Genomic DNA, 19,545 nt, shown 5'->3' on the forward strand with positions numbered 1-19,545 from the left:
GCAGTCGTCACGGCCGCGCTGGCTGTTCCCTCCGGGACCGCACGGTCGAGGAGCCCCACCGGCACGGCGAACGCCTACCCCACGAACTCGGGTCGCGCGGCATCTCCGGCGTGCCAGGTCAACCGACGGTGGCGTGCGCCTTGGGCAGGGTGAAGCGGACCGTGGTGCCGCCGGTGACGTCGGTGTCGAGCCAGATGCGGCCGCCGTGGAACTCGACGATCTTGCGGCACAGGGCCAGTCCGATGCCGGTTCCGGGGTAGCGGTCCTTCGGGTGCAGGCGTTGGAAGATCACGAAGACGCGTTCCGCGTACCGCTGCTCGATCCCGATCCCGTTGTCGCTCACCGAGAACACCCACGTGTCGTCCTCGCCGGGCTCGGCGTCGACCCGCACCACCGGGGTTTGGGCCGCGCGGAACTTGACGGCGTTGCCGATCAGGTTCTGGAACACCGCCGTCACCAGGCCGGGCACGGCCCGCACCGCCGGCAGGTCGCCGACCTCGACCCGCGCGCCGGACGAGTCCAGGGCCTCGGCGAGGTTGTGGCGGGCGGCGTCGACCAGGTCGGCCGCCGCGACGACCACCTTCTTGTCGTCGTTGCGGCCCACCCGGCTGAACGCGAGCAGGTCGTTGATGAGCACCTGCATCCGCTTCGCGCCGTCGACCGCGAACGCGATGTACTGCGTGGCACGGTCGTCCAAGCGGTCGCCGTAGCGCTGTTCCAGCAGTTGGCAGAAGCTGGCGATCTTGCGCAACGGCTCTTGGAGGTCGTGCGAGGCCACGTAGGCGAACTGCTCCAGCTCGGCGTTGGACCGGCGCAGGTCCTCGGTCGCGGCGTCCAGCGCGGTGTTGCGGTCCCGGGCGTGGTCGAGCTCGTCCACGATCCGCCGGCGCATGATGTCCACGCCGTGCCCCAGTTCCAGCAGCTCCTGGGGCCCGGTGGCGGCGACGGTGTGCCCGAACTCCCCGCTCGACACGCGACCGACCTGCCCCCGCAGCGTGCTCAACGGGCGCACCACGTGCATGTGCACGGCCACGACGCAGGCGCACACGGCGATCAACACCACGCCCAAGGCGATGATGCAGGTCACCGCCATGCGGGTGGCGGCGTCGTTGAGGGCCGTGCGCCCGTCGGCCCGCTGGTCGGCCATCTCGTCCCGCAACACCGACAACGCGGCCCGCACCGCGTCGAACTGCCGTTTGCCCGCGCTGTCCCCGGGCACGTCGGTGCCGGCGCGCACCGCGTCGATGGCGGGTTCGGCGTAGCCGTCGCGCCAGGTCGCGACCGCCGCGTCCACGGCGGCCAGCCCGGCGTCGACCTCGGGCGACCCCATCGCCACGATCGCCGCGCGGGCCACCTCCTGCCCGATCAGGCCGTCGGCGTAGGGACCCAGGAACGCCTCGTCGCGGCTCAGGATGAAGCCGCGCACCCCGGTCTCCTGGTCGACCAGGTCCGAACCCCACTGCTGGGCGCTGACCACCGCCGGGCCGACCACGTCGAGCAACCGCGACCGGGCCCGCGACAGATCCCCGATGGCCGACAGCACCACCGCGAACGCGCCCAGCAGGATCACGACCAGCACCGCGGAGATCAACACCGACCACCGCCGCAGTGACCTGCCGCCGGCCGGGCCGTTGTCCGTCCCCGACTGCGAACCCGAGCGCACGGCTCCTCCAGACCACGACGCGACCGCGTCGACGGCTCGACGCCACGACGAGCGCGGCCATGATAGGAGCACCCCCGCCACCCGACGCCGCTCCACCGAGGGCGTGGGAGCGCGACGCGTTTCACCCCCGCCGGGAGGTTTGCGCGGTGCGCGACGGGGAAGCCGGTTCGGTGAGCCTCTGACAGGAGACAGGCGTGACGGTGTGAACGAACGCTCTCGCCCCGCGGATGCCGGCACAGCGGAGGTACTGGAACTGGGCGGTGACGGAGAACGGCTGCCCGTGGTCCGCCGGTGGGTCGCCGAGCTGCTGCGGGGCCGGGTCGACGAAGAGATCGTGCAAGACGTGCAGCTCATCGCGAACGAGCTGGTGAGCAACGCCTACGACCACGGTCGGTGGGCGGTGCGGGTGCGGGTCAGCCTGCCGACGGCGGGCGCGCCGCGGGTCCGGGTGGAGGTCGACGACACGTCGTCCGACCTGCCCGTCCTGGGCCGGTCACGGCTGACCGATCTGCGCGGCAGGGGGTTGGTGCTGGTCAACGCGCTGTCGACCCGGTGGGGTGCGCGGCCGAAGTTCGGCGGCAAGACCGTGTGGGCCGACGTCGCCACCACCGCCACCCCGTAGCCGGACGGGACACCCGCGCGGCCCGGTCGTGCCTGGTCGTGCGGTGGTCGCGAGCCGGGTCCCGCACGGCGGTGCGAAGATGTGTCGGTGGACGTGCGCAGCAGGAACAACGTGGTCGACACCGGTGACCGGAACGGTCCGGTCGTGCTGCTGGCGCACGGGTTCGGCTGCGACCAGAACCTGTGGCGGCTGGTCGCGCCCGTGCTCGCCGCCGACCACCGGGTGGTGTTGTTCGACCACGTCGGCGCGGGCCGCTCCGACCTCGCGGCGTGGGACCCGGACCGGTACTCCACGCTGCACGGTTACGCCGAGGACGTGCTGGACATCTGCGCCGACCTCGACCTGCGCGACGTGGTGCTCGTGGGCCACTCGGTCAGCGCGATGATCGGCGTGCTGGCCGCCAACCGCGAGCCGGAGCGGTTCGCCCGGCTCGTGCTGCTCACCCCCTCGCCCCGCTACCTCGACGACGGCGACTACCGGGGCGGGTTCTCCCCCGCCGACATCGACGAGCTGCTGGAGTCGCTGGACAGCAACTACCTGGGCTGGTCGGCGGCGATGGCCCCGGTGATCATGGGCAACCCGGAGCGGCCCGAGCTCGGCCAGGAGCTGGCAGACAGCTTCTGCCGCACCGACCCGACCATCGCGTCGGTGTTCGCGCGCACCACGTTCCTGTCCGACAACCGCGCCGACCTGGCCCAGGTCTCGGTGCCGACGCTGGTCGTGGAGTGCGCCCAGGACGTGATCGCGCCCCGGGAGGTCGGCGCCTACGTGCACGCCCGGATCCCGGGCAGCCGGTTGGTCACCCTCGACGCGACAGGTCACTGCCCGCAGCTCAGCGCACCGGAAGCCACCATCGAGGCGATCACGTCCAGCACCGCCGACCTGCGGTGACGACCCCGACCGGGCGGGGCGGCGGCGGGCAGCCGGAGGACCAAACCTCCGCGCTGCCGGCGGAGGACGCCGAGGAGCTCTACGACCACGCGCCGTGCGGGCACCTGTCCACGACGCCGGACGGCCGGATCGTCAAGGTCAACGCCACGCTGCTGGACTGGCTGGGCCACGACCGCGCCGACCTGGTCGGCCGGCGCCGGCTCAGCGACCTGCTCAGCGTCGGCGGCAGGCTCTACTACGAGACCCACCTCGACCCGCTGGTCCGGATGCACGGCGAGGTCAACGGCATCGCCCTGGAGCTGGTGACCGCCGGGGGCGGCCGGTTGCCGGTGCTGCTGACCGCCCGGGTCAAGAACGGTCCGGACGGCCGGCCGCTGCTGCTGCGCGTCACCGTGTTCGACGCGCGGGAGCGCCGTGCCTACGAACAGGAGCTGCTGCGCGCCCGCCGTGACGCCGAACGCGACCGCGACCAGCTGCGGCGGCTGGCCACGACCCTGCAACGCACCCTGCTCCCGCCGAGCCTGTCGGCCCCGCCGGGCACCGAGGTCGCCGCCTACTACCACCACGCCAGCCCGGACGAGGTCGGCGGCGACTTCTACGACCTGTTCCCGTTGGCCGAAGACCGGTGGGGCCTGTTCCTGGGCGACGTGTGCGGCAAGGGTGCCGGCGCGGCGGCCGTGACCTCGCTGACCCGCTACACGCTGCGCGCGGCGGCGGTCTACGACAACGACCCGGCCGCCGTGCTGGGCAACCTCAACGCGGTCCTGCACCACGAGTACAACGGGGACGACCCGCGCTTCAGCACCGTCGTGTTCGGGCTGCTCGCCCCCGACGGCGACGGGTACCGGCTGAGGCTGGCCAGTGGCGGGCACCCGCCGTCGCTGCTGCTGCGCGCCGACGGCACGGTGGAGTACCTGCACACGCCCGGCGGCCAACTGGTCGGGATCCTGCCCGACGCGCGGTTCGTCACCGCGACGACGCGGCTGGGGCCCGGCGACACGCTGCTGCTCTACACCGACGGGCTGACCGAGGCCCGCACCGGCAGCGGGTACGAGCGCTACGAAGAGGAAGCGCTGCACGCGTTCGCCACCGGGCTCGCTCCGACCACCGCGCCCGCCCTCGTCGCCGCGGTGACCGACCTGCTCGCCGGTTTCGGGGCCGGGCTGGAGGACGACGCCGCCGTCCTGGCCGTGAGCGTGCCGGCCGCCCGGTCATGAGCCGGACCCCTTCCCGACACGGGGCGGACCTCTCGGACGCAGAGGCGACCACCTGGGCCGACGCCACCCGTGCGCCTGATCGTCGGCCGCCGGGGACCCGCTACGATGACCACGCCGCCTTGAGCTGACAGGGCGTCGCCGTGCCGCGGTCCGCTCCCCCGATCGAGCAGGTTCCGCCCGCTCGCCAGAAAGAAGGGGTCGTTGTCCCGCGCGCGGAAATCTCCGTCGCGGCACCAGCCCGGCGATTCCGGCGACCGTCCCCGGGGTGCGAAGTGAACATCAACTACGGCATGGACAACCCACCCTCCCCGCTGACCGTGCTGCTGGTGGAGGACGACCCCGGCGACGTCCTGCTGATCACCGAAGCCCTGCGCGAACACGGCCTGGGCTCCGACGTGCACACCGTCAGCGACGGCGCGGAGGCGGTCTCCTTCCTCTACCGCGCCGGGGAGCACGCCGACGCCCCGCGCCCCGACCTGGTGCTGCTGGACCTCAACCTGCCGCGGATGAACGGCCACGAGGTGCTCACGCACATCAAGTCCGACCCCGACCTGCGCTCGATCCCGGTGATCGTGCTGACCACCTCCAGCGCCCCGGACGACCTCACCCAGACCTACCAGGCGCACGCCAACGCCTACATCACCAAACCCTTGGACTCCACCGGGTTCGCGAAGGTGGTCAACCGCGTCGAGGACTTCTTCGGCGACGTCGCGAAGCTGCCCAGGCGGCGCTAGCCGGCTGAGGCCGGGACGTCGGTGGCAGCGGTGTGGAGCCGGGTTGTCGACGACGACGCGGTGGACGTGGGTGATGCCGTGGGCGGCGAAGAACGCCCGCGCGGTGGGTGAAGCCGATCGTGAGACCCGCCACCCACCACCGTCGCCGCGAGTTCCAGGGCGATGCGGCGGGCCGAACTTCGCCGGCGGCACGCCACCACCCCGCCGGACCGGCAGGGCCGGCCGGGAGCGGGTCAGTCGAGGCAGAACTCGTTGCCCTCGGGGTCGGTCATCACGATGTAGCCGAACGCCATCGGCGGCTCGGGCTCGAACCGGCGCACCCGCCCGGCCCCCAGCGCGACCAGCCGGTCGCACTCGGCCTCCAGGGCCGCCATCCGGTCGTCGCCGGTGAGCCCGGGGGCCGCGCGGACGTCGAGGTGCACGCGGTTCTTCGCGGCCTTGCCCTCCGGGACCTGCTGGAAGAAGAGGCGCGGCCCGTGCCCCTCCGGGTCCTCGATCGCCGAACGGGTGTTGCGCTGGTCCTCCGGCACGTTCATGCGGGCCAGGAAGTCGTCCCACGCGGCCAGCGCGTCAGCGCCCTCGGGCAGCTGCACGCCGGGCGGTCCGGGGTGGACGTAGCCGAGCACCTCGCGCCAGAACGTCGACAGGGCGCGCGGGTCGTGGGCGTCGAAGGTGACCTGCACGTGGCGGCTCATCGAAGGTGCTCCGTTCGTCGGCTGTCCGTCCGGGCCACCATCGCACCCGACGCGGACAGCCGCTGTCCTCGATCGTCCGCCGGCACGGACGGCAGCAGCGTGGACACCGGCCGCTGCGCACAGTGACCGGGCCGTCCGCGCACCCGGTTGCCAGTGCGAACGAAGTACCGGCGGCTCCTCGGCCGCCGGTGATCGGTTGCTAGCGTGACGCGGTGTCTGAGCGAGAGCACACCGGGCGGATCCTCGACGGCCGGTTCGAGCTGCTGGAGAGGCTGGGCAGCGGTGGGATGGGGACGGTCTGGCGCGCCCTCGACCTGGGGCTGCACCGCGAGGTGGCCATCAAGGAGGTCCGCCCGCACGACGCCGAGCAGATCGAGGCCAACCCCGCGATGGCCGCTCAGCTGCGGGAGCGCGTGCTGCGCGAGTCCCGCGCGCTGGCCCGGTTGCAGCACCCCAACGTCGTGTCGATCTACCAGATCATCGACTCGCCCGACTCGCCGTACCCGTGGATCGTCATGGAGCTGGTCCGCGGCACGTCGCTGGACGCGCGGCTGAGCACCGGCGTGCTCACCCCGGCCGAGGCGGCCAGGGTCGGGCGCGACGTGCTGGCGGCGCTGCGCTCGGCGCACTCGGCGGGCGTGCTGCACCGCGACGTCAAGCCCGGCAACGTGCTGCTGCGGACCGACGGCAGCGCCGTGCTGACCGACTTCGGCATCGCCGCGCTGCACGGCTCGACCCAGCTCACCGCGACCGGTGACGTCATCGGGTCCCCCGAGTACATCGCCCCGGAGCGGCTGCGCGGCGACGAGACGCACACCGCGTCGGACTTCTGGTCGCTCGCGATGCTGCTGTACGTGGCCGTCGAGGGCAACCACCCGATGCGCCGCGCGACCACGATGGCCACCCTCGCCGCCGTGATGACCGAGCAGGTCCCGCCGCCGCGCCGCGCCGGGGCCCTGGCGCCCGCGCTCAACGCGGCGCTGCGCAACGACCCGGCCGACCGGCCCAGCGGCGAGGTGCTGGACCAGATGTTCGCCGCGGCCGAGCGCGACCCGGGCCCGCGCCTCGGACCGCCCACCCCGGCGGGCTTCCCCGTCCCGGGGCCGCCGAGCGGTCCGCAGCCGCCGCTCCAGTACCCGCAGTGGCAGTCCGGGCCGACGCCGGCACCGGTCGGCGGGCCGCTCCCCCACGGGTACCCGGCGTCCTACCCGACCCCGCTGCCGCGGCGCAGGCCGACGGGTGCCGTGGTGCTCTCGCTGGTCGCCGTGGCGTTGGTCGTCACGACCGTGCTGCTGGTGATCAGCAGCAACGGCGCGGACAACTCGGCGAACTCCGGCACGGGCACGCAGACCACGCCGGTCACCACGCAGCCGAACGTCGTGCTGCCCACCGGCCCGACGACCACGACCACGGCCGCCGTCGCGGCGACGAAGGACGACCTGCTCACGCCCGCCGGCGCGCGCAAAGCGGTCGGTGCGCTCGGCGAGGTGATGGGCGGGACCAAGGTGTCGGAGCTGACGCTGTGGTCCGAGCGCGCGACGGCGACCGCGCCGACGGCGGCGGTCGCGAACGGCTTCGACGAATTCGTCTACACGGGCGGCAAAGCGACCAGGTACGGCCCGGACGGGGTGGACGCCGACCGCGCCGTGCTCGACCTGAACGACGTGAACTGGGATGCGCTGCCCGCGCTGTTCGACCGGGCGGTCACGGACCTGGGCGTGCCGAAGCCGACCATGCGGTACGTGATCATCAGCACCGGCATCATCGACGGGAAGGCGACGGTGCGGGTGTACCTGGCCGACGACTACGGCGGCGCCTACCTCCAGGCGGACCTGAAGGGCGAGGTCCAGAAGCTGTACCCGCGCTAGAGGTGGCCGGGGCGCGGACGCCTTGCCCTCCGCACAACCGTTGCGGGACAACGGGAACCGGCGTCAGGTGGGGAACTCGGCCAAGAGGTGGTCGCGCAGGGCCTGGACGGCCAGCGGCACGTGCGCGGAGGACGGGTAGGTGAGGTACAGGGGGATGCTCGCCGTCTCGTAGGCGGGCAGGACCGGGGTGAGGTCACCGGTCGCGACGGCCGATTCGCCGACGAGCCGGGGCAGCAGGGCGATGCCCGCGCCCGCGATGGCGGCTCGTCGGACGAAGGACATGTCGTTGGCCGCCAACCGTCCCCGGACGTCGACCTCGACCACGTCGGCACCCGCGCCGTCGCCCGCCGGCCGGCGGTGCAGCAGCCAGCGCGCCCGGCCGCGATCGGCGCGGAAGAGGACGCAGCTGTGGTCGGCGAGGTCGGCCGCGGTGTCCGGGGGTCCGCCGGCCGCGGCCAGGTACCCGGGCGAGGCGTAGAGCCGGAAGCTCATGTCCTGCAACTTGCCGGTGGTGAGCCCGTGCTCGGCCGGTCGGCCGACCCGCAGGGCCAGGTCGTACCCGGCTTCCACCAGGTCGGGCGTGCGCGCCAGCAGGTCGACCTCGACGTGCACGAGCGGGTGCTTGGCGGTGAAGGCCGCCAGCAACGCGGGCAGCACCTCGGCACCCAGGTCGGGCGGCGCGGTGAACCGGACCACGCCGCGCGGCACCTCGTGGGCGTCGACGACCGCGATGACGGCGTCGTCGACCTCGGCGAGCGCGGTCGCGACGCGGCGGTGGAAGTCGCGCCCGGCGTCGGTAAGGGTGATCGCCCGGGTGGTGCGGTGCAGCAGTTGCGTCCCGAGACGCCGCTCCAGCCGCTTGACCTGGCGGCTGATGGACGATTTGGGGGCGTGCAGGGTGCGGGCCGCGGCGGTGAACCCGCCGGAGTTCACGACCTGCACGAACACGGCGATGTCACCGAGGTCCAGCCCAGCGAGGGCATTCGGCGTCGGGTCCACGGGCGGGCGCGCGGGCTGGGCGCCCGCGGCTGCCGCCTCGGGCTCGCGGTCGGCTGTCACGCCGTGAACTCTACGAGATTGTCCCACTGGTGCAACAGTACGTTCGATTCTTCGTGTCTAGTGCCACCTGGAGCAACATCCGTAGCGTCGTGAGCGTCAGGAACCGGCCGCTCAACGCTCGGAGGACCACCGCGATGCCCACCGACTCCACCACCAGCCCGCCCCGGGCCTCGGCCGCGCAGCGGGACGAACGGCCGAGGCCCCGGCTGCCCATCGCGCTGCTCGCCGCCGTCGTCCCGGCGTACCTGTTCCCCGCGCTGACCAGCGCACTGAGCGCGTTGGTGATCCCCGACCCGGTGGTCGCGGCGGCCGTCGCCGCGGCCTCGTGGACGACGATCGCCATCCCCTCGGCCGTGGCGGCGGTGCTGGTGACGCTCTGGACCCGCCGGCGCACCCCGCCCGAGCGGCCGACCGCCGGCCGCACCGCCAAGGCGGTCGGCATCGCGGCCCTGATCTGCGTGCTGATCGCGGGCGCGGGCAGCGCCGTCCTCATCGGCAACGGCGTCCTGCCGCTCACGGTGCTCCAGTACACCCTCAGCTCCGCCGCGATCGGCGGCGGCCTGGCCGCCCGGCGGTGGGCGCGCACCAACCGCGCCGCACACGCCAAGCGCCCGTGACCCGTCCCCGGTGGCCTATCCCTGGTGACCCATCCCGCGCAACCCGTCACCCGCGACCCGTCACCCGCACGCGGTCGTCATCCCGGAAGGAAAAGTCATGATCCTCGTCCTCGGAGCCACCGGACTCGTCGGCGGCGCGGTCCTGCGCCGGCTGGTGGGGCTCGACACGCCGGTCCGCGTCCTGACCCGACGCCCCACCCCCGCCCTCACCGCCTTGTCGGCCGACGTGGAGGTGGTGACCGGTGACGTCGCCGACGCCGCCTGCCTGCGCCGGGCCGTCGGCGGGGTCGAGCAGGTCTTCCTCGTCATGGCCAACGGACCCCGGCAACAGCAGCACGAACTCGCCGTCGCGGACGCCGCCGCCATCGCCGGGGTCGAGCACCTGGTCAAGGTGTCCGCGCCCTACGTCGGAGCCGATTCACCCGTGGCGATCGCCCGCATGCACGACGCCATCGAACAGGGCATCCTCGCGACCGGCGCGCGGCACGGGATGCAACACACGTTCCTGCGCCCCTACGCCTTCATGCACAACCTGCTCAACAACGCCCCGACCATCCGGATGGCCGGGTTCTTCACCGGCACCACCGGCGAGACGCCGATGAACATGGTCGACGTCGCCGACATCGCCGACGTCGCCACGACGGCCCTCACCACCACGCGGACCAGGGGCCGCGCGCTCGTCCTCACCGGGCCGGAGACCGTCAGCTACCCCGACGTCGCCCAGAAGCTGACCGCGCTCGGACGTCCCACCCGCTACCTCGACATGCGGCCGGACGAGTTCGCCGCCGGCTTGCGCCGCGCCGGCCTGGAGGAGTGGGTAGTCGACCACCTGCTCGAGATCCAGGCCATGACCGTGACCCACCCCGAGGTCCCCACCACGACCGTGCGGGAGGTGACCGGACAGGCACCGAGGACCGTCGACGCCTTCCTCGCCGAGCACCTGGCCGAGTTCACCCGCCCGCGCGGCCTGCGGGAACGCCTCACGGCCGTCCCCCTGCGCCTGACCGCCCGACTGCGCACGACCTCGGGCACGACGTCGGGCACCTGAGCCAGCCATCCCGGCCGTTAGCAGCGTCACCATGTCGGCGCAGATGACCAGGGCATGTGACCGGGGTATCAGCCAAAGCACAGTCGAACCACGCCTCGACACCCTCGACGCAGGAATTCGTCCGCGATGAAAACGCACGGAATTACCGTCGGAATATCGAGGTGTCTTCCATCAACTCGATCGTATGCCGGATGCGGTATTCAGCGGGCGTTGTAGTGGGCTTGGACCTGGGCGGCGGTCAGGGCTTGGGGGTAGAGGGCGACCTCGTCCAGTGCGCCTTTGTACGGCTTGTCGGTCGGAGCGCCCTCCGGGCCGGCGAAGGACAGGCGGGAGGCCGGTACCGCCAGGCCCGGTACGCGCAGCGCCGAGGCCGGGCTCGCCTTGCCGTTGACGAACACCTGCGCGGTGGTCGCCGTCACCGTGACGGCGACGTGCTGCCACGCGCCGTTGGTCAGGTAGCCCGAGCCCAGGGCCATCAACTGGGTGGACGAGTTCTGCAGGACGCCGATCTCGCCGCCGCGCAGCACGATCCGGTAGGTCGCCGCGCCGCCCGCCGACACGAACTGGAAGAGCGTGCTCTCCGACGACTGGTAGTCGGCCTTGATGAACGCCTCCCAGGTGAACGTGGACGGCGCGGTGCGGACCGTGGTGGTCGCGAACCCCAGGCCGGTGTTGGACGGGAAGGCGACGGCCTTCTGGTTCGGCTCCGAGGGCAGCGCGCCGGGTGCGCCGTACTGCGGCGCACCGCGGAACTCGGCGTTGTAGTTGTTGCCGGACGAGTCGCGGGCGGTCGGGCCGGCGGTCTCGCCCAGGCGGTAGTAGTACTGGGGCCGGTCGGCCAGGACCGCCGCCGGGTAGCCGCTGAGCTCGGCGGTCCGCCAGCTCGCGGCGGTGGCGGTGGTGTCGGTGAAGCCGGCTCGGGCCGTGGTCACGCCCACCGTGATGAGCACGACCAGTGCCGTCCCGGCGGCCACGGCCTGTCTGGTCGAGCGTGGTCCCGGGCCGAACGCGCCGGCCGTGAGCAGCGACAGCGCGCCCGCCGTGGCGATCAGCGGCAGCCAGCGGCCCTCCCCGGCCCACGTGAGCGGGTAGCCGACCCACGGCACGCGCAACCGGGCCAGGCCGAGCACGTCGTCGACCGGTACCGCGGTGGGGTCCGGGTCGGCGTTGGCGTCGCCCTTGGTCACCAGCGTCCGGTCGGTGTTCACCGCCAGCACCCGGTGCAGCAGCCTGCGGTCCTGCGGGCCGGGGTCGGTGAACAGGATCACCTGCCCGGCGGCGACGGCGTCCCCCGCGATCGGCGACGCCGCCACGACGTCACCCCGGTCGATCCGCGGGGCCATCGAGCCCGAGACGATCGCGGTGCTGTGCCACCCGATCAGCGGCGGCACCAGCGACCACAGCACGAGGCCGACCACGACGCCGAGCACCGCGCGGCAGACCGCCCTCCCGACCACGGCGGGCCAGGGGTCGGGGGTCTGTCGCGCGGTGCTCTCGCGGTGTCGGATGGTCGACCTCGCCTGGTTCGCGGTCCGGTCAGGACGTGGTCTCGGCGGCCCAGGTGAAGGTGACGCCGGTGTTCTTGCCCATCAGGTCGGTGGTGTCACCGGTGGGGGCGAAGGTGTAGCCGATGCGGAAGGTCTTGGCCCCCGAGCCCGGCGTCTGGTAGCCGAGCACGCCGTTGGCGTACGAGCCGATGGCGTCGAAGTCGGCCAGCGTGCCGGCCCACTGCGCGTTCTGGTCCGGCGTGAACGACGCGCCGGAGCCCGTGCCGCGCTGGATGGTCAGGGTGATGTTGCGGGCCAGGCTACCGGTCGGCTCGACCGGGGACGTGGCGAACATCCGGATGTCCGAGGCGTAATCACCCGTGTAGGTGACAACGACGTCCTTGCTGTCGGTGGTGTTGGGCGCCAGCTTGTCCACCGCGAAGACCGCCCGGCCCTCGTGGTCGTTGGTCAGGTCGATCGTGCCGGTGCTCCACGAGTTCGACCCGGTCGAGGTCTGCGCGGAGAAGGCGGCCTGCGACGCGACCAGCACGAGCACGCCGGACAACAGGATTCCCAGCGGTGCCGCTGCGTATCGGACGATGGCCTTGGCCCGGGTCGACTTGATCATAACGCTCTTTCCCTCCGAAGACTGGCGAATCTCATCCTAAGTGGAGGAACGCGCGAGCGAGCCGATCCGTACGCCAGGTCACCAGTGACGTGGCGCACCGTGTCCCGGACCACCGCCGCACTACTTTCCTTGCATGATCAGGAATTTCCGAGTTCAAAAGATCCACAATGGACGAATGATCCACACCACCCGGCCGATACCCCGGACGGCCGCGATCGAGTTCGACAACCGGCACACCCGCGGGCAACCCCGGACCGCGCCGGGAGGGGCTTGCGTCGCCGCTAGTCAGTGCTACTATCTACCGGTAGTCAGTGCCACTCAGTAGATGGCCTCGGCGGCCGGTCCAGAGCGCGCCGGAGAAGCGGATGGGAAGACCCACTCATGACAGCCAGGACAGCCATCGGGCCCGTGATCCACGTGCGGGGCCTGGAGAAGTCGTACAAAGAACTGAAGGTGCTCCGCGGCGTCGACTTCGACGTGGCGCGGGGCAGCGTCTTCGCCCTGCTCGGATCGAACGGCGCGGGCAAGACCACGGTCGTGAATATCCTGTCCACCCTGCTCAAGGCCGACGCGGGCACCGCCGGCGTGCACGGCTTCGACGTCGCCACGCAGGCCGCCGACGTGCGCGAGTCGATCAGCCTCACCGGGCAGTTCGCCGCCGTCGACGAGATCCTCAGCGGGCGGGAGAACCTCGTCCTGATCGCCCGGCTGCGCCACCTGGGGGACGCCGGCCGGATCGCGGACGACCTGCTGGCGCGCTTCTCGCTGACCGACGCGGGCGGGCGGAAGGTCTCGACGTACTCCGGTGGCATGCGCCGCCGCCTGGACATCGCGATGAGCCTCATCGGGAACCCGCCGGTGATCTTCCTCGACGAGCCGACCACCGGGCTCGACCCGCAGGCCCGCCTCGAGGTGTGGCAGGCGATCCGCGGGCTCGCCGAGGCCGGCACGACCGTCCTGCTCACCACCCAGTACCTGGACGAGGCCGAACAGCTCGCCGACCGGATCGCGATCCTCCACGAGGGCCGGATCCTGGTCGACGGCACCCTCGCCGAGCTCAAGCGACTGCTCCCGGCCGCCAAGGTCGAGTACGTCGAGAAGCAGCCGACCCTGGAGGACGTCTTCCTGACCCTCGTCGGTGCCGCGGGCAACGCGCCCACGTCGGAACACGCGAGCGAGGACCGGTCATGACCAAGCGCTTCCTCAGCGACACGGCCGTCCTGCTGGGACGGTCCCTGCGGCACATCACCCGCAGCCTGGACACCATCATCACCACCGCGATCATGCCGATCGCCTTCATGCTGATGTTCGTCTACGTGTTCGGCGGCGCGATCAGGTCCGGGTCTGACCCGTACGTGAACTACCTGCTGCCCGGCATCCTGGTCATCACGGTCGCCTCGGGCATCTCCTACACCGCGTTCCGGCTCTTCCAGGACATGAGGAGCGGCATCTTCGAACGCTTCCAGTCCATGCCGATCGCGCGCTCGGCGGTGCTCTGGGCGCACGTGCTGACCTCGTTGGTCGCCAACCTGCTGTCGATCGCGGTCGTCGTGCTCGTCGCCCTGCTCATGGGCTTCCGCTCGGGCGCGGGCGTGCCGGCGTGGCTCGCCGTGGCCGGCATCCTGGTCCTGTTCACCCTGGCGCTGACGTGGCTCGCCGTCATCCCCGGCCTCACCGCGAAGTCCGTCGACGGCGCGAGCGCGTTCTCCTACCCGCTCATCTTCCTGCCCTTCCTCAGCTCGGCCTTCGTGCCCACCGACACCATGCCCGGCCCGGTGCGCGCCTTCGCCGAGCACCAGCCCGTGACGTCGATCGTCAACGCCATCCGCGACCTGTACACCGAACAGCCGGTCGGCACCGACATCTGGATCGCCCTCGCGTGGTGCGTCGGCATCCTCCTGGTCGCCTATGCCTTCGCCACGATGACCTACCGCCGCAAGATCTCCTGACCGCGGCACGTGCGGCGGTCAGCCCCAGACGTCGGCGAGGACGCAGGCCACGGCGGTGGCCAAGACGCGGACGCCACGGGGTGAACCGGGGTCGATGCCGGTCAGCTCCCTGGCCCGGCGCAGCCGGTAGTCCAGGGTGCGGGTGTGGATGCACAGCGACCTCGCGGTGTGCAGCCGGTTGAAGTCGTTGCGGTAGTAGCAGTCCAAAGTGGACACCAGGTCCGGGCCGGCCGCGAGCAGGCGCGCGATCTCGCGCAGCCACTGGTCGACCGGCGGCAGGTGGGCGACGGCGAGTTCCACGAACACGTCCGCCACGCCGTGCATCCGGCGCGGCACGGCCGCCATCGGGGCGAACCTGGCGGCCTGCCGCGCCGAGGCGGCGGCTTCGGCCAACCCGCCCAGCCGCCCACCGGCGCAGCCCACCGCGCAGGGCACGCCGAGCGCTGCGGCGAAGTCCCGGACGACCGCGAGCGCCGAGCCGACCGGTCCGCTGCCCTCGGCCGCCGCCGGCAGCCACGGCGGGACGAGCCCGACGGCGGGGACCAAGGCGACGAACTCCGCCGGCACCGCCCAGCTCAGCGGGACCTGGTGGCACTTGAACAGCTGCTCGACGACCCCGCCGGCCGCGGGCAGCGGACCGGTCGGCTCGGCCAGCCGGACCACCACCACGGTGTAGTGCTCCGAAAGCCGCACGCCCAGCGCGCTCGCCACGTGCTGGGCCATCTCGTCGTCGGCGAGCAGCATCCGCGCGAGCTGCTGCACGCGTTCGGCCACTGGCAGGAAGCTCTTCTGCCCCTCCATGAAGCCGTCGAAGTAGGCGCGGGTGCCGGTCTCGCCCTGGGCGCTGAACCAGCCGACCAGCCGGAGCAGGTCGTTCAGGTCGTTCGGCCCAGTGGCGTCCTGCATCTCCTGCATCATCAGCGTCGCGTGCAGCGTCACGACCTGTCGTGCCGAGACCGGCGAGACGCCCTGCGCTCCCCGCTCGGTGCCGATCGCGGCGATGCGGGCGCAGTCCTGCTCGGTCATCGGCCGGTCGTCCGACGCCAAGGACGCCGTGATGCGCCGGAACCACACCGCGTAGTCCAGCATGGCGGCCCGCGAGCGCGGGTTGTCCGCCGCCACCCGGTACTCGGGCAACTCGCGGCTGTAGACGACGATCTCGTTGCGCGCGTTGGTCTCCGCCCGCCTGTGCAAGGCGTGGAAAAGCGCCCTCATCACCACTCCCCGCCTGTGGCGGCCTCACTCGGACATGCAGACCCTAGTGAGGATTCGCGCGCCGGTACCGAAATCCCTCCTGCCGGCGGCACGGGATGGGCCTGCCGGCGGTATCGGGGCGCGGTATTTGCGGGAAATGACAACGCGGCCGGCATCGCCGGACCTCCGGTGTCGCGGATTCACGACGCGCCGCCCTCGCGCCGGCTGACACGCTGACCGCCCCGAACCACCGTCACGTCCCGGAAGGACCCGAATGCTCCGCTCAAGACTCAGCCGCGGGCCAGTGGTGTTCGCAGGCGTCCTCGTCGTCGTCACCGCGATGCTCACCGCGGTCGGCCCGGCCGCCGCCACGCCTCCCCCCACCAACACCTGCAACGACCCGCTCACCGGAGTGGACTTCCTGGCCTCCTGGACGGGCACGCCCGGCCCCGACGTCGTCTGGGCGCAGCCCGGCGCGGTGCTGCGCGCCGGCGCGGGCGACGACTCGGTGTTCTCCGAGATCGCCGGCCCGACCGCGATCACCTGCCTCGGCGACGGTGCCGACACCTTCGACCACAGCGACCTGCAACAGACGTCGGTGGGCTACTTCCGGGTCCGCGGCGAGAACGGCAACGACCACATCACCGGCGGCACCGGCAACGACGTCCTGGTCGGCGGAGCGGACAACGACACCCTGGTCGGCGGCCCCGGGCAGGACCGGGTCGACGGCGGGCCCGGCGTCGACCGGTGCGACGCCGAGGTGGAGGTCAACTGCGAGTTCTGACCCGCGGTCGCGCACCCGTTCCCCCCGAGGCTCGGGCGCGTGACCGCCGGCCGCGTGACGCCGGTCCGGGCGCGCTGACCCGGACCGGCGTCACGGGGTGGTTGCCCCCGGGCCGCCGGACCGCAGTTGTGCGCGTTCCGGTGGCCCGGTCGGCGTAATTCGGCGCTGAGTTCACCCGGAGACCCGACCGGACGGTTCACGTGAGGTTTTCTGGAAGGGGGTTCCGGCGCGGTCGTCGACGAGGGGCAGGCGCGAGTGGCTCAGGAAGCTTCGGGCGGTTCGGCCTTCCGCGGCCTGCGCGGTGCGGTGTCGGTGATCGGCAAGTTGCTGGACCGGCCGAGGTGGACCCGGGTTCCGCGGGCGGGCCTGCGCGGGGACCGGCCGCTGCCGCTCATCTGCCTCATCGGCGAACCGGCGGGTGACGGCGTGCTCGCCGCGCTCGCCCAGCGGGTCGACGCCGTCGCCCCGCCCAAGGTGCTGTTCGCGAAGGTCGACGCCGACACCGACGACGCCCGCGGGCCGCGGCCGGGCGCGGACCCCGCGCGGCTGGAACCGCCGCTCGTGCCGCTGCTCAACGTCGTGCGGGACCGGTTGGCCGAAGACCGGTTCGGCAACCAGCGGATGCGGCGGTTCCGCTACTTCACCCTGGTGGACACGTTGACCAGACAACCGCCGGCGGAGGACGTGGGCCGGCGGCGGTCGGTGGCGGACGACCTGGCGGCCGCGTGGAGCGGTCGCCGGTCGGACCCGCGCCAGGACCGGGTCGACGCCGGCGCGAGCGTGCGCGCGGCGCTGCCGTCGTGGGCGCAGGTCTTCGTGGCCGTCCTGGTGGCCTGGCACCGGCCGGTGCGGTACTGGCTGTGGTCGCACCGGGTGTGGCCGTCCGGCTCGGAGCCCCGGTGGTTGATGCGGCAGCGGTTCATGGTGCCCGGCCACTCGTCGAGCTTCCTCGGGTTCGCCGAGCGGCTGATCGCCCGGCGGGACGAGAACCTGGACGAGTTGAAGAAGCTGCTCGTGCACGCTTTCCTCCAAGACCTCCGGATCGCCTACGGCTCGGGCACGGTCCGCCTGCGGCGGTGGCGGCGCACCGCCTACCCGCTGCTGCTGCTGGACGACCTGACCGACGCCAACGGCGGGTGGGAGCTGCTGCGCCTGATCAACGACGTGCGCAACGAGTCGACCGAGCACGACCCGCTGCTGGTCGTGGCACGCGCGGCGCGGCTGCCCGCGTGGATGCCGCAGCGGCGGCTCGAACCGGTGCACACCATCGAGGCCGAGTTCGTCAACTGGGTCGACGGGCTCCCCGCCCGCCGCCAGTCCTTGAGCCGTGACGCGCGTTTCATCGCCGTCCGGATGCCCGCCGCGGACGAACCACCCGTCCCCGACGACCTGTCCGCGTGGTCCGCCGCGCAGTTCCGGCCCCGGCCGGTCCCCCTTCTGGCCCGCCGATCGGTACTGGCGTCGACCCTCGTCGTCGTGCTCGCGGCGGCCGCGCTGGTCGGCGGGCCGTGGCTGTGGCAGGGCATCGCGGGCGACTGCCTGCCGTCGCCGCGTGCCGGGGTGGCCGTGCGGTGGATCGCGGACGCGCGCAGCGGCGAGTGCCTCGGCTACAGCGACAGCGCCGCCCAGGTGTTCGGCGACAACGAGCGCATGGTGGCGGCCGAGCGGGCCATCTTCGAACTCAACGAGACCGCCGAGCGGCTGCACTCGGTGGACCCGGAGCGGCCGTTGGTCAGCCTCGTCTACTTCGCGGAGTTCACCAACCCGCAGGGCGAGCTGGGGTCCGCCGACTCCATCACCGAGCAGCTGACCGGTGTGCTCCTCCAGCAGGCCGAGCGCAACATCCCCAGCGACCACAACGGTCCCCTGCTGCGCGTGGTCCTCGCGAACGGCGGCTACGAGATGGGCCGGGCGCGCTGGGTCGTGGACGAGTTCCTGGCCCCGCTGTTCGAGCGGGACGACTCGCTGATGGGCGTGATCGGGATGGGGCGCACGGTGGACCCGGTGGAGAGCGCCATCGGCGTGCTCGGCGACCTCGGCGTCCCGGTCGTGGCCACCACGCTGACCGGGGCGGACCTGGCCGGGCGGTCCCCGATGTACTTCCAGCTCGTCGCGGGCAACGCCGCCCAGGCGCGGGTGGTGAAGGCGTACGCGAAGCGGGAGGGCAAGGCGATCGACGTCTACCAGCCCGAGGACGTCGACGGCGACGGGTACCTCCGGTCGCTGCGCCACGAGATGGCCCGGACCGACGAGGCGGCGGAGCCGCCGAAGCCGGGGTTCGTGTCGTGGGGCAGCGAGGTGACGTCGGTGAAACCGCTCTGCGGCACCGACCGGATCGCCTTCTTCGCCGGCCGCCAGGCGGACTTCGACGGGTTCTTCGACCGGGTGCTCGCCGAGTGCGCGCCGCACCTGCGGCCGACCGTCCTCGGTGCCGACACGGTGGCCCGCTTCGTCGCCCAGGCCGACAAGCGCGACACCCCCTCCTACGCCGGAATACCGGTCCTGTTCGTGTCACTCGGCGGCCAGGTCGTGCTGGACAACCGGGCGTGCCTGGCAGGCCCCGCACCCGCCTCGTCCACGCCGCCGGCCTCGGAGCCCGCGCCAGTCGCCAAGTCCACCGCGCCGGCGACCGTGTGCTCGCTCATGCGCTACCTGCGCGACCCGGCCGAACGCCACGGCGAGGCGTGGCGGGCCTTCGGCGCGGCGATGAACCCGAACAACGTGCCGTGGATCGGCGAACGGGTCGGGATCGCCTACGACAGCGCGGGCATCTTCGTCCACGCCGTGACGCGCAACCAGAACGCCCGCACCCGGATCGACTCCTCCGGCCGTGCCCCCAACCGGGCCGCGATCTCCCACGAACTGCTGGAGATGTCGTGCCCGAAGCAACCCGACGCACCACGCGGCGGCTGCTACACCGGCGCGTCCGGGGTGATCGACTTCCACGAGAGCCGGTCCGGCGACTCCCGTCCGGTGACCATCCTCAGGCTCGCCGACGTCAAGAACCTCACCGAACCCCCGACCTGCGTCTACGTGGAACCCGCCGACCCGGCCCTCTGCCCCGGCTGACCCCGGCGAGCGGACCGGCG

The 19,545-nt window shown here is 72.5% G+C and carries 17 protein-coding genes; 11 read left to right on the plus strand and 6 right to left on the minus strand.

Annotation, left to right across the window (positions count from 1 at the left end; translation table 11 throughout):
• Window positions 1-118: 118 nt before the first annotated feature.
• On the minus strand, window positions 119-1,663 hold the full coding sequence (locus tag BN6_RS23835; RefSeq protein WP_051075710.1) for a sensor histidine kinase: 1,545 nt from the start codon (window positions 1,661-1,663) through the stop codon (window positions 119-121).
• A gap of 202 nt (window positions 1,664-1,865) precedes the next feature.
• Between BN6_RS23835 and BN6_RS49055 the strand changes: the two genes are divergently transcribed.
• The 4 genes from BN6_RS49055 to BN6_RS23855 all read left to right on the plus strand — a co-directional run bounded on the left by BN6_RS49055 (window position 1,866) and on the right by BN6_RS23855 (window position 5,127).
• Window positions 1,866-2,285, plus strand: coding sequence for an ATP-binding protein (locus BN6_RS49055; RefSeq protein ID WP_015102313.1), 420 nt, complete (start codon window positions 1,866-1,868; stop codon window positions 2,283-2,285).
• 87 nt (window positions 2,286-2,372) lie between these two features.
• A complete protein-coding gene (locus BN6_RS23845) occupies window positions 2,373-3,176 on the plus strand; it encodes an alpha/beta fold hydrolase (protein ID WP_015102314.1) in 804 nt (267 codons plus the stop codon).
• Entirely contained in the window at window positions 3,173-4,393 is a 1,221-nt protein-coding gene (locus BN6_RS23850) for a PP2C family protein-serine/threonine phosphatase (protein ID WP_015102315.1), read from the plus strand. The genes BN6_RS23845 and BN6_RS23850 overlap by 4 nt, the downstream gene beginning before the upstream one ends.
• A 272-nt stretch (window positions 4,394-4,665) precedes the next feature.
• A complete protein-coding gene (locus BN6_RS23855) occupies window positions 4,666-5,127 on the plus strand; it encodes a response regulator (protein WP_331712593.1) in 462 nt (153 codons plus the stop codon).
• Window positions 5,128-5,360: 233 nt separating this feature from the next.
• Here BN6_RS23855 and BN6_RS23860 read toward each other — a convergent pair whose 3' ends face one another.
• Complete coding sequence (locus BN6_RS23860) at window positions 5,361-5,822, minus strand: VOC family protein (protein ID WP_015102317.1); 462 nt, start codon at window positions 5,820-5,822, stop codon at window positions 5,361-5,363.
• 212 nt (window positions 5,823-6,034) lie between these two features.
• On the opposite strand from BN6_RS23860, the gene BN6_RS23865 reads away from it, so the two are divergent.
• A complete protein-coding gene (locus BN6_RS23865; RefSeq protein ID WP_015102318.1) occupies window positions 6,035-7,690 on the plus strand; it encodes a serine/threonine-protein kinase in 1,656 nt (551 codons plus the stop codon).
• 63 nt (window positions 7,691-7,753) lie between these two features.
• Here BN6_RS23865 and BN6_RS23870 read toward each other — a convergent pair whose 3' ends face one another.
• Window positions 7,754-8,749: a LysR family transcriptional regulator gene (locus BN6_RS23870; RefSeq protein WP_148302989.1), complete on the minus strand. Its 996-nt coding sequence runs from the start codon at window positions 8,747-8,749 to the stop codon at window positions 7,754-7,756.
• 134 nt (window positions 8,750-8,883) lie between these two features.
• Between BN6_RS23870 and BN6_RS23875 the strand changes: the two genes are divergently transcribed.
• Both BN6_RS23875 and BN6_RS23880 read left to right on the plus strand, forming a co-directional pair.
• Entirely contained in the window at window positions 8,884-9,366 is a 483-nt protein-coding gene (locus tag BN6_RS23875) for a hypothetical protein (RefSeq protein WP_015102320.1), read from the plus strand.
• Window positions 9,367-9,463: 97 nt separating this feature from the next.
• Window positions 9,464-10,414, plus strand: a complete 951-nt coding sequence (locus BN6_RS23880; RefSeq protein ID WP_015102321.1) for an NmrA family NAD(P)-binding protein — start codon at window positions 9,464-9,466, stop codon at window positions 10,412-10,414.
• 200 nt (window positions 10,415-10,614) lie between these two features.
• Here the strand turns inward: BN6_RS23880 and BN6_RS23885 are convergent, their stop codons facing one another.
• Both BN6_RS23885 and BN6_RS23890 read right to left on the minus strand, forming a co-directional pair.
• A complete protein-coding gene (locus tag BN6_RS23885; protein WP_015102322.1) occupies window positions 10,615-11,871 on the minus strand; it encodes a signal peptidase I in 1,257 nt (418 codons plus the stop codon).
• A gap of 79 nt (window positions 11,872-11,950) precedes the next feature.
• On the minus strand, window positions 11,951-12,529 hold the full coding sequence (locus BN6_RS23890; protein ID WP_015102323.1) for a hypothetical protein: 579 nt from the start codon (window positions 12,527-12,529) through the stop codon (window positions 11,951-11,953).
• A 381-nt stretch (window positions 12,530-12,910) separates the two neighbouring features.
• On the opposite strand from BN6_RS23890, the gene BN6_RS23895 reads away from it, so the two are divergent.
• Window positions 12,911-13,720, plus strand: coding sequence for an ABC transporter ATP-binding protein (locus BN6_RS23895; protein WP_015102324.1), 810 nt, complete (start codon window positions 12,911-12,913; stop codon window positions 13,718-13,720).
• On the plus strand, window positions 13,717-14,478 hold the full coding sequence (locus tag BN6_RS23900) for an ABC transporter permease (protein WP_015102325.1): 762 nt from the start codon (window positions 13,717-13,719) through the stop codon (window positions 14,476-14,478). Before BN6_RS23895 ends, BN6_RS23900 begins: the two co-directional genes overlap by 4 nt.
• An 18-nt stretch (window positions 14,479-14,496) precedes the next feature.
• Here the strand turns inward: BN6_RS23900 and BN6_RS23905 are convergent, their stop codons facing one another.
• Window positions 14,497-15,693 (minus strand): PucR family transcriptional regulator, encoded by a 1,197-nt coding sequence (locus BN6_RS23905; RefSeq protein WP_015102326.1) that lies wholly within the window; start codon window positions 15,691-15,693, stop codon window positions 14,497-14,499.
• Between the two features lie 283 nt (window positions 15,694-15,976).
• On the opposite strand from BN6_RS23905, the gene BN6_RS23910 reads away from it, so the two are divergent.
• Both BN6_RS23910 and BN6_RS23915 read left to right on the plus strand, forming a co-directional pair.
• Window positions 15,977-16,456, plus strand: a complete 480-nt coding sequence (locus tag BN6_RS23910) for a calcium-binding protein (RefSeq protein WP_041313794.1) — start codon at window positions 15,977-15,979, stop codon at window positions 16,454-16,456.
• A gap of 255 nt (window positions 16,457-16,711) precedes the next feature.
• Window positions 16,712-19,525: a type 1 periplasmic-binding domain-containing protein gene (locus BN6_RS23915; protein ID WP_015102328.1), complete on the plus strand. Its 2,814-nt coding sequence runs from the start codon at window positions 16,712-16,714 to the stop codon at window positions 19,523-19,525.
• The last annotated feature ends 20 nt before the right edge of the window (window positions 19,526-19,545 follow it).

The sequence above is a fragment of the Saccharothrix espanaensis DSM 44229 genome (assembly GCF_000328705.1).
Lineage (GTDB): Bacteria > Actinomycetota > Actinomycetes > Mycobacteriales > Pseudonocardiaceae > Actinosynnema > Actinosynnema espanaense.

Coding starts and splice junctions, on each gene's coding strand:
- BN6_RS23860 (WP_015102317.1), bottom strand. CDS start 5,822: ATGAGCCGCCACGTGCAGGTCACCTTCGACGCCCACGACCCGCGCGCC.
- BN6_RS23875 (WP_015102320.1), top strand. CDS start 8,884: ATGCCCACCGACTCCACCACCAGCCCGCCCCGGGCCTCGGCCGCGCAG.
- BN6_RS23880 (WP_015102321.1), top strand. CDS start 9,464: ATGATCCTCGTCCTCGGAGCCACCGGACTCGTCGGCGGCGCGGTCCTG.
- BN6_RS23890 (WP_015102323.1), bottom strand. CDS start 12,529: ATGATCAAGTCGACCCGGGCCAAGGCCATCGTCCGATACGCAGCGGCA.
- BN6_RS23895 (WP_015102324.1), top strand. CDS start 12,911: ATGACAGCCAGGACAGCCATCGGGCCCGTGATCCACGTGCGGGGCCTG.
- BN6_RS23900 (WP_015102325.1), top strand. CDS start 13,717: ATGACCAAGCGCTTCCTCAGCGACACGGCCGTCCTGCTGGGACGGTCC.
- BN6_RS23905 (WP_015102326.1), bottom strand. CDS start 15,693: ATGAGGGCGCTTTTCCACGCCTTGCACAGGCGGGCGGAGACCAACGCG.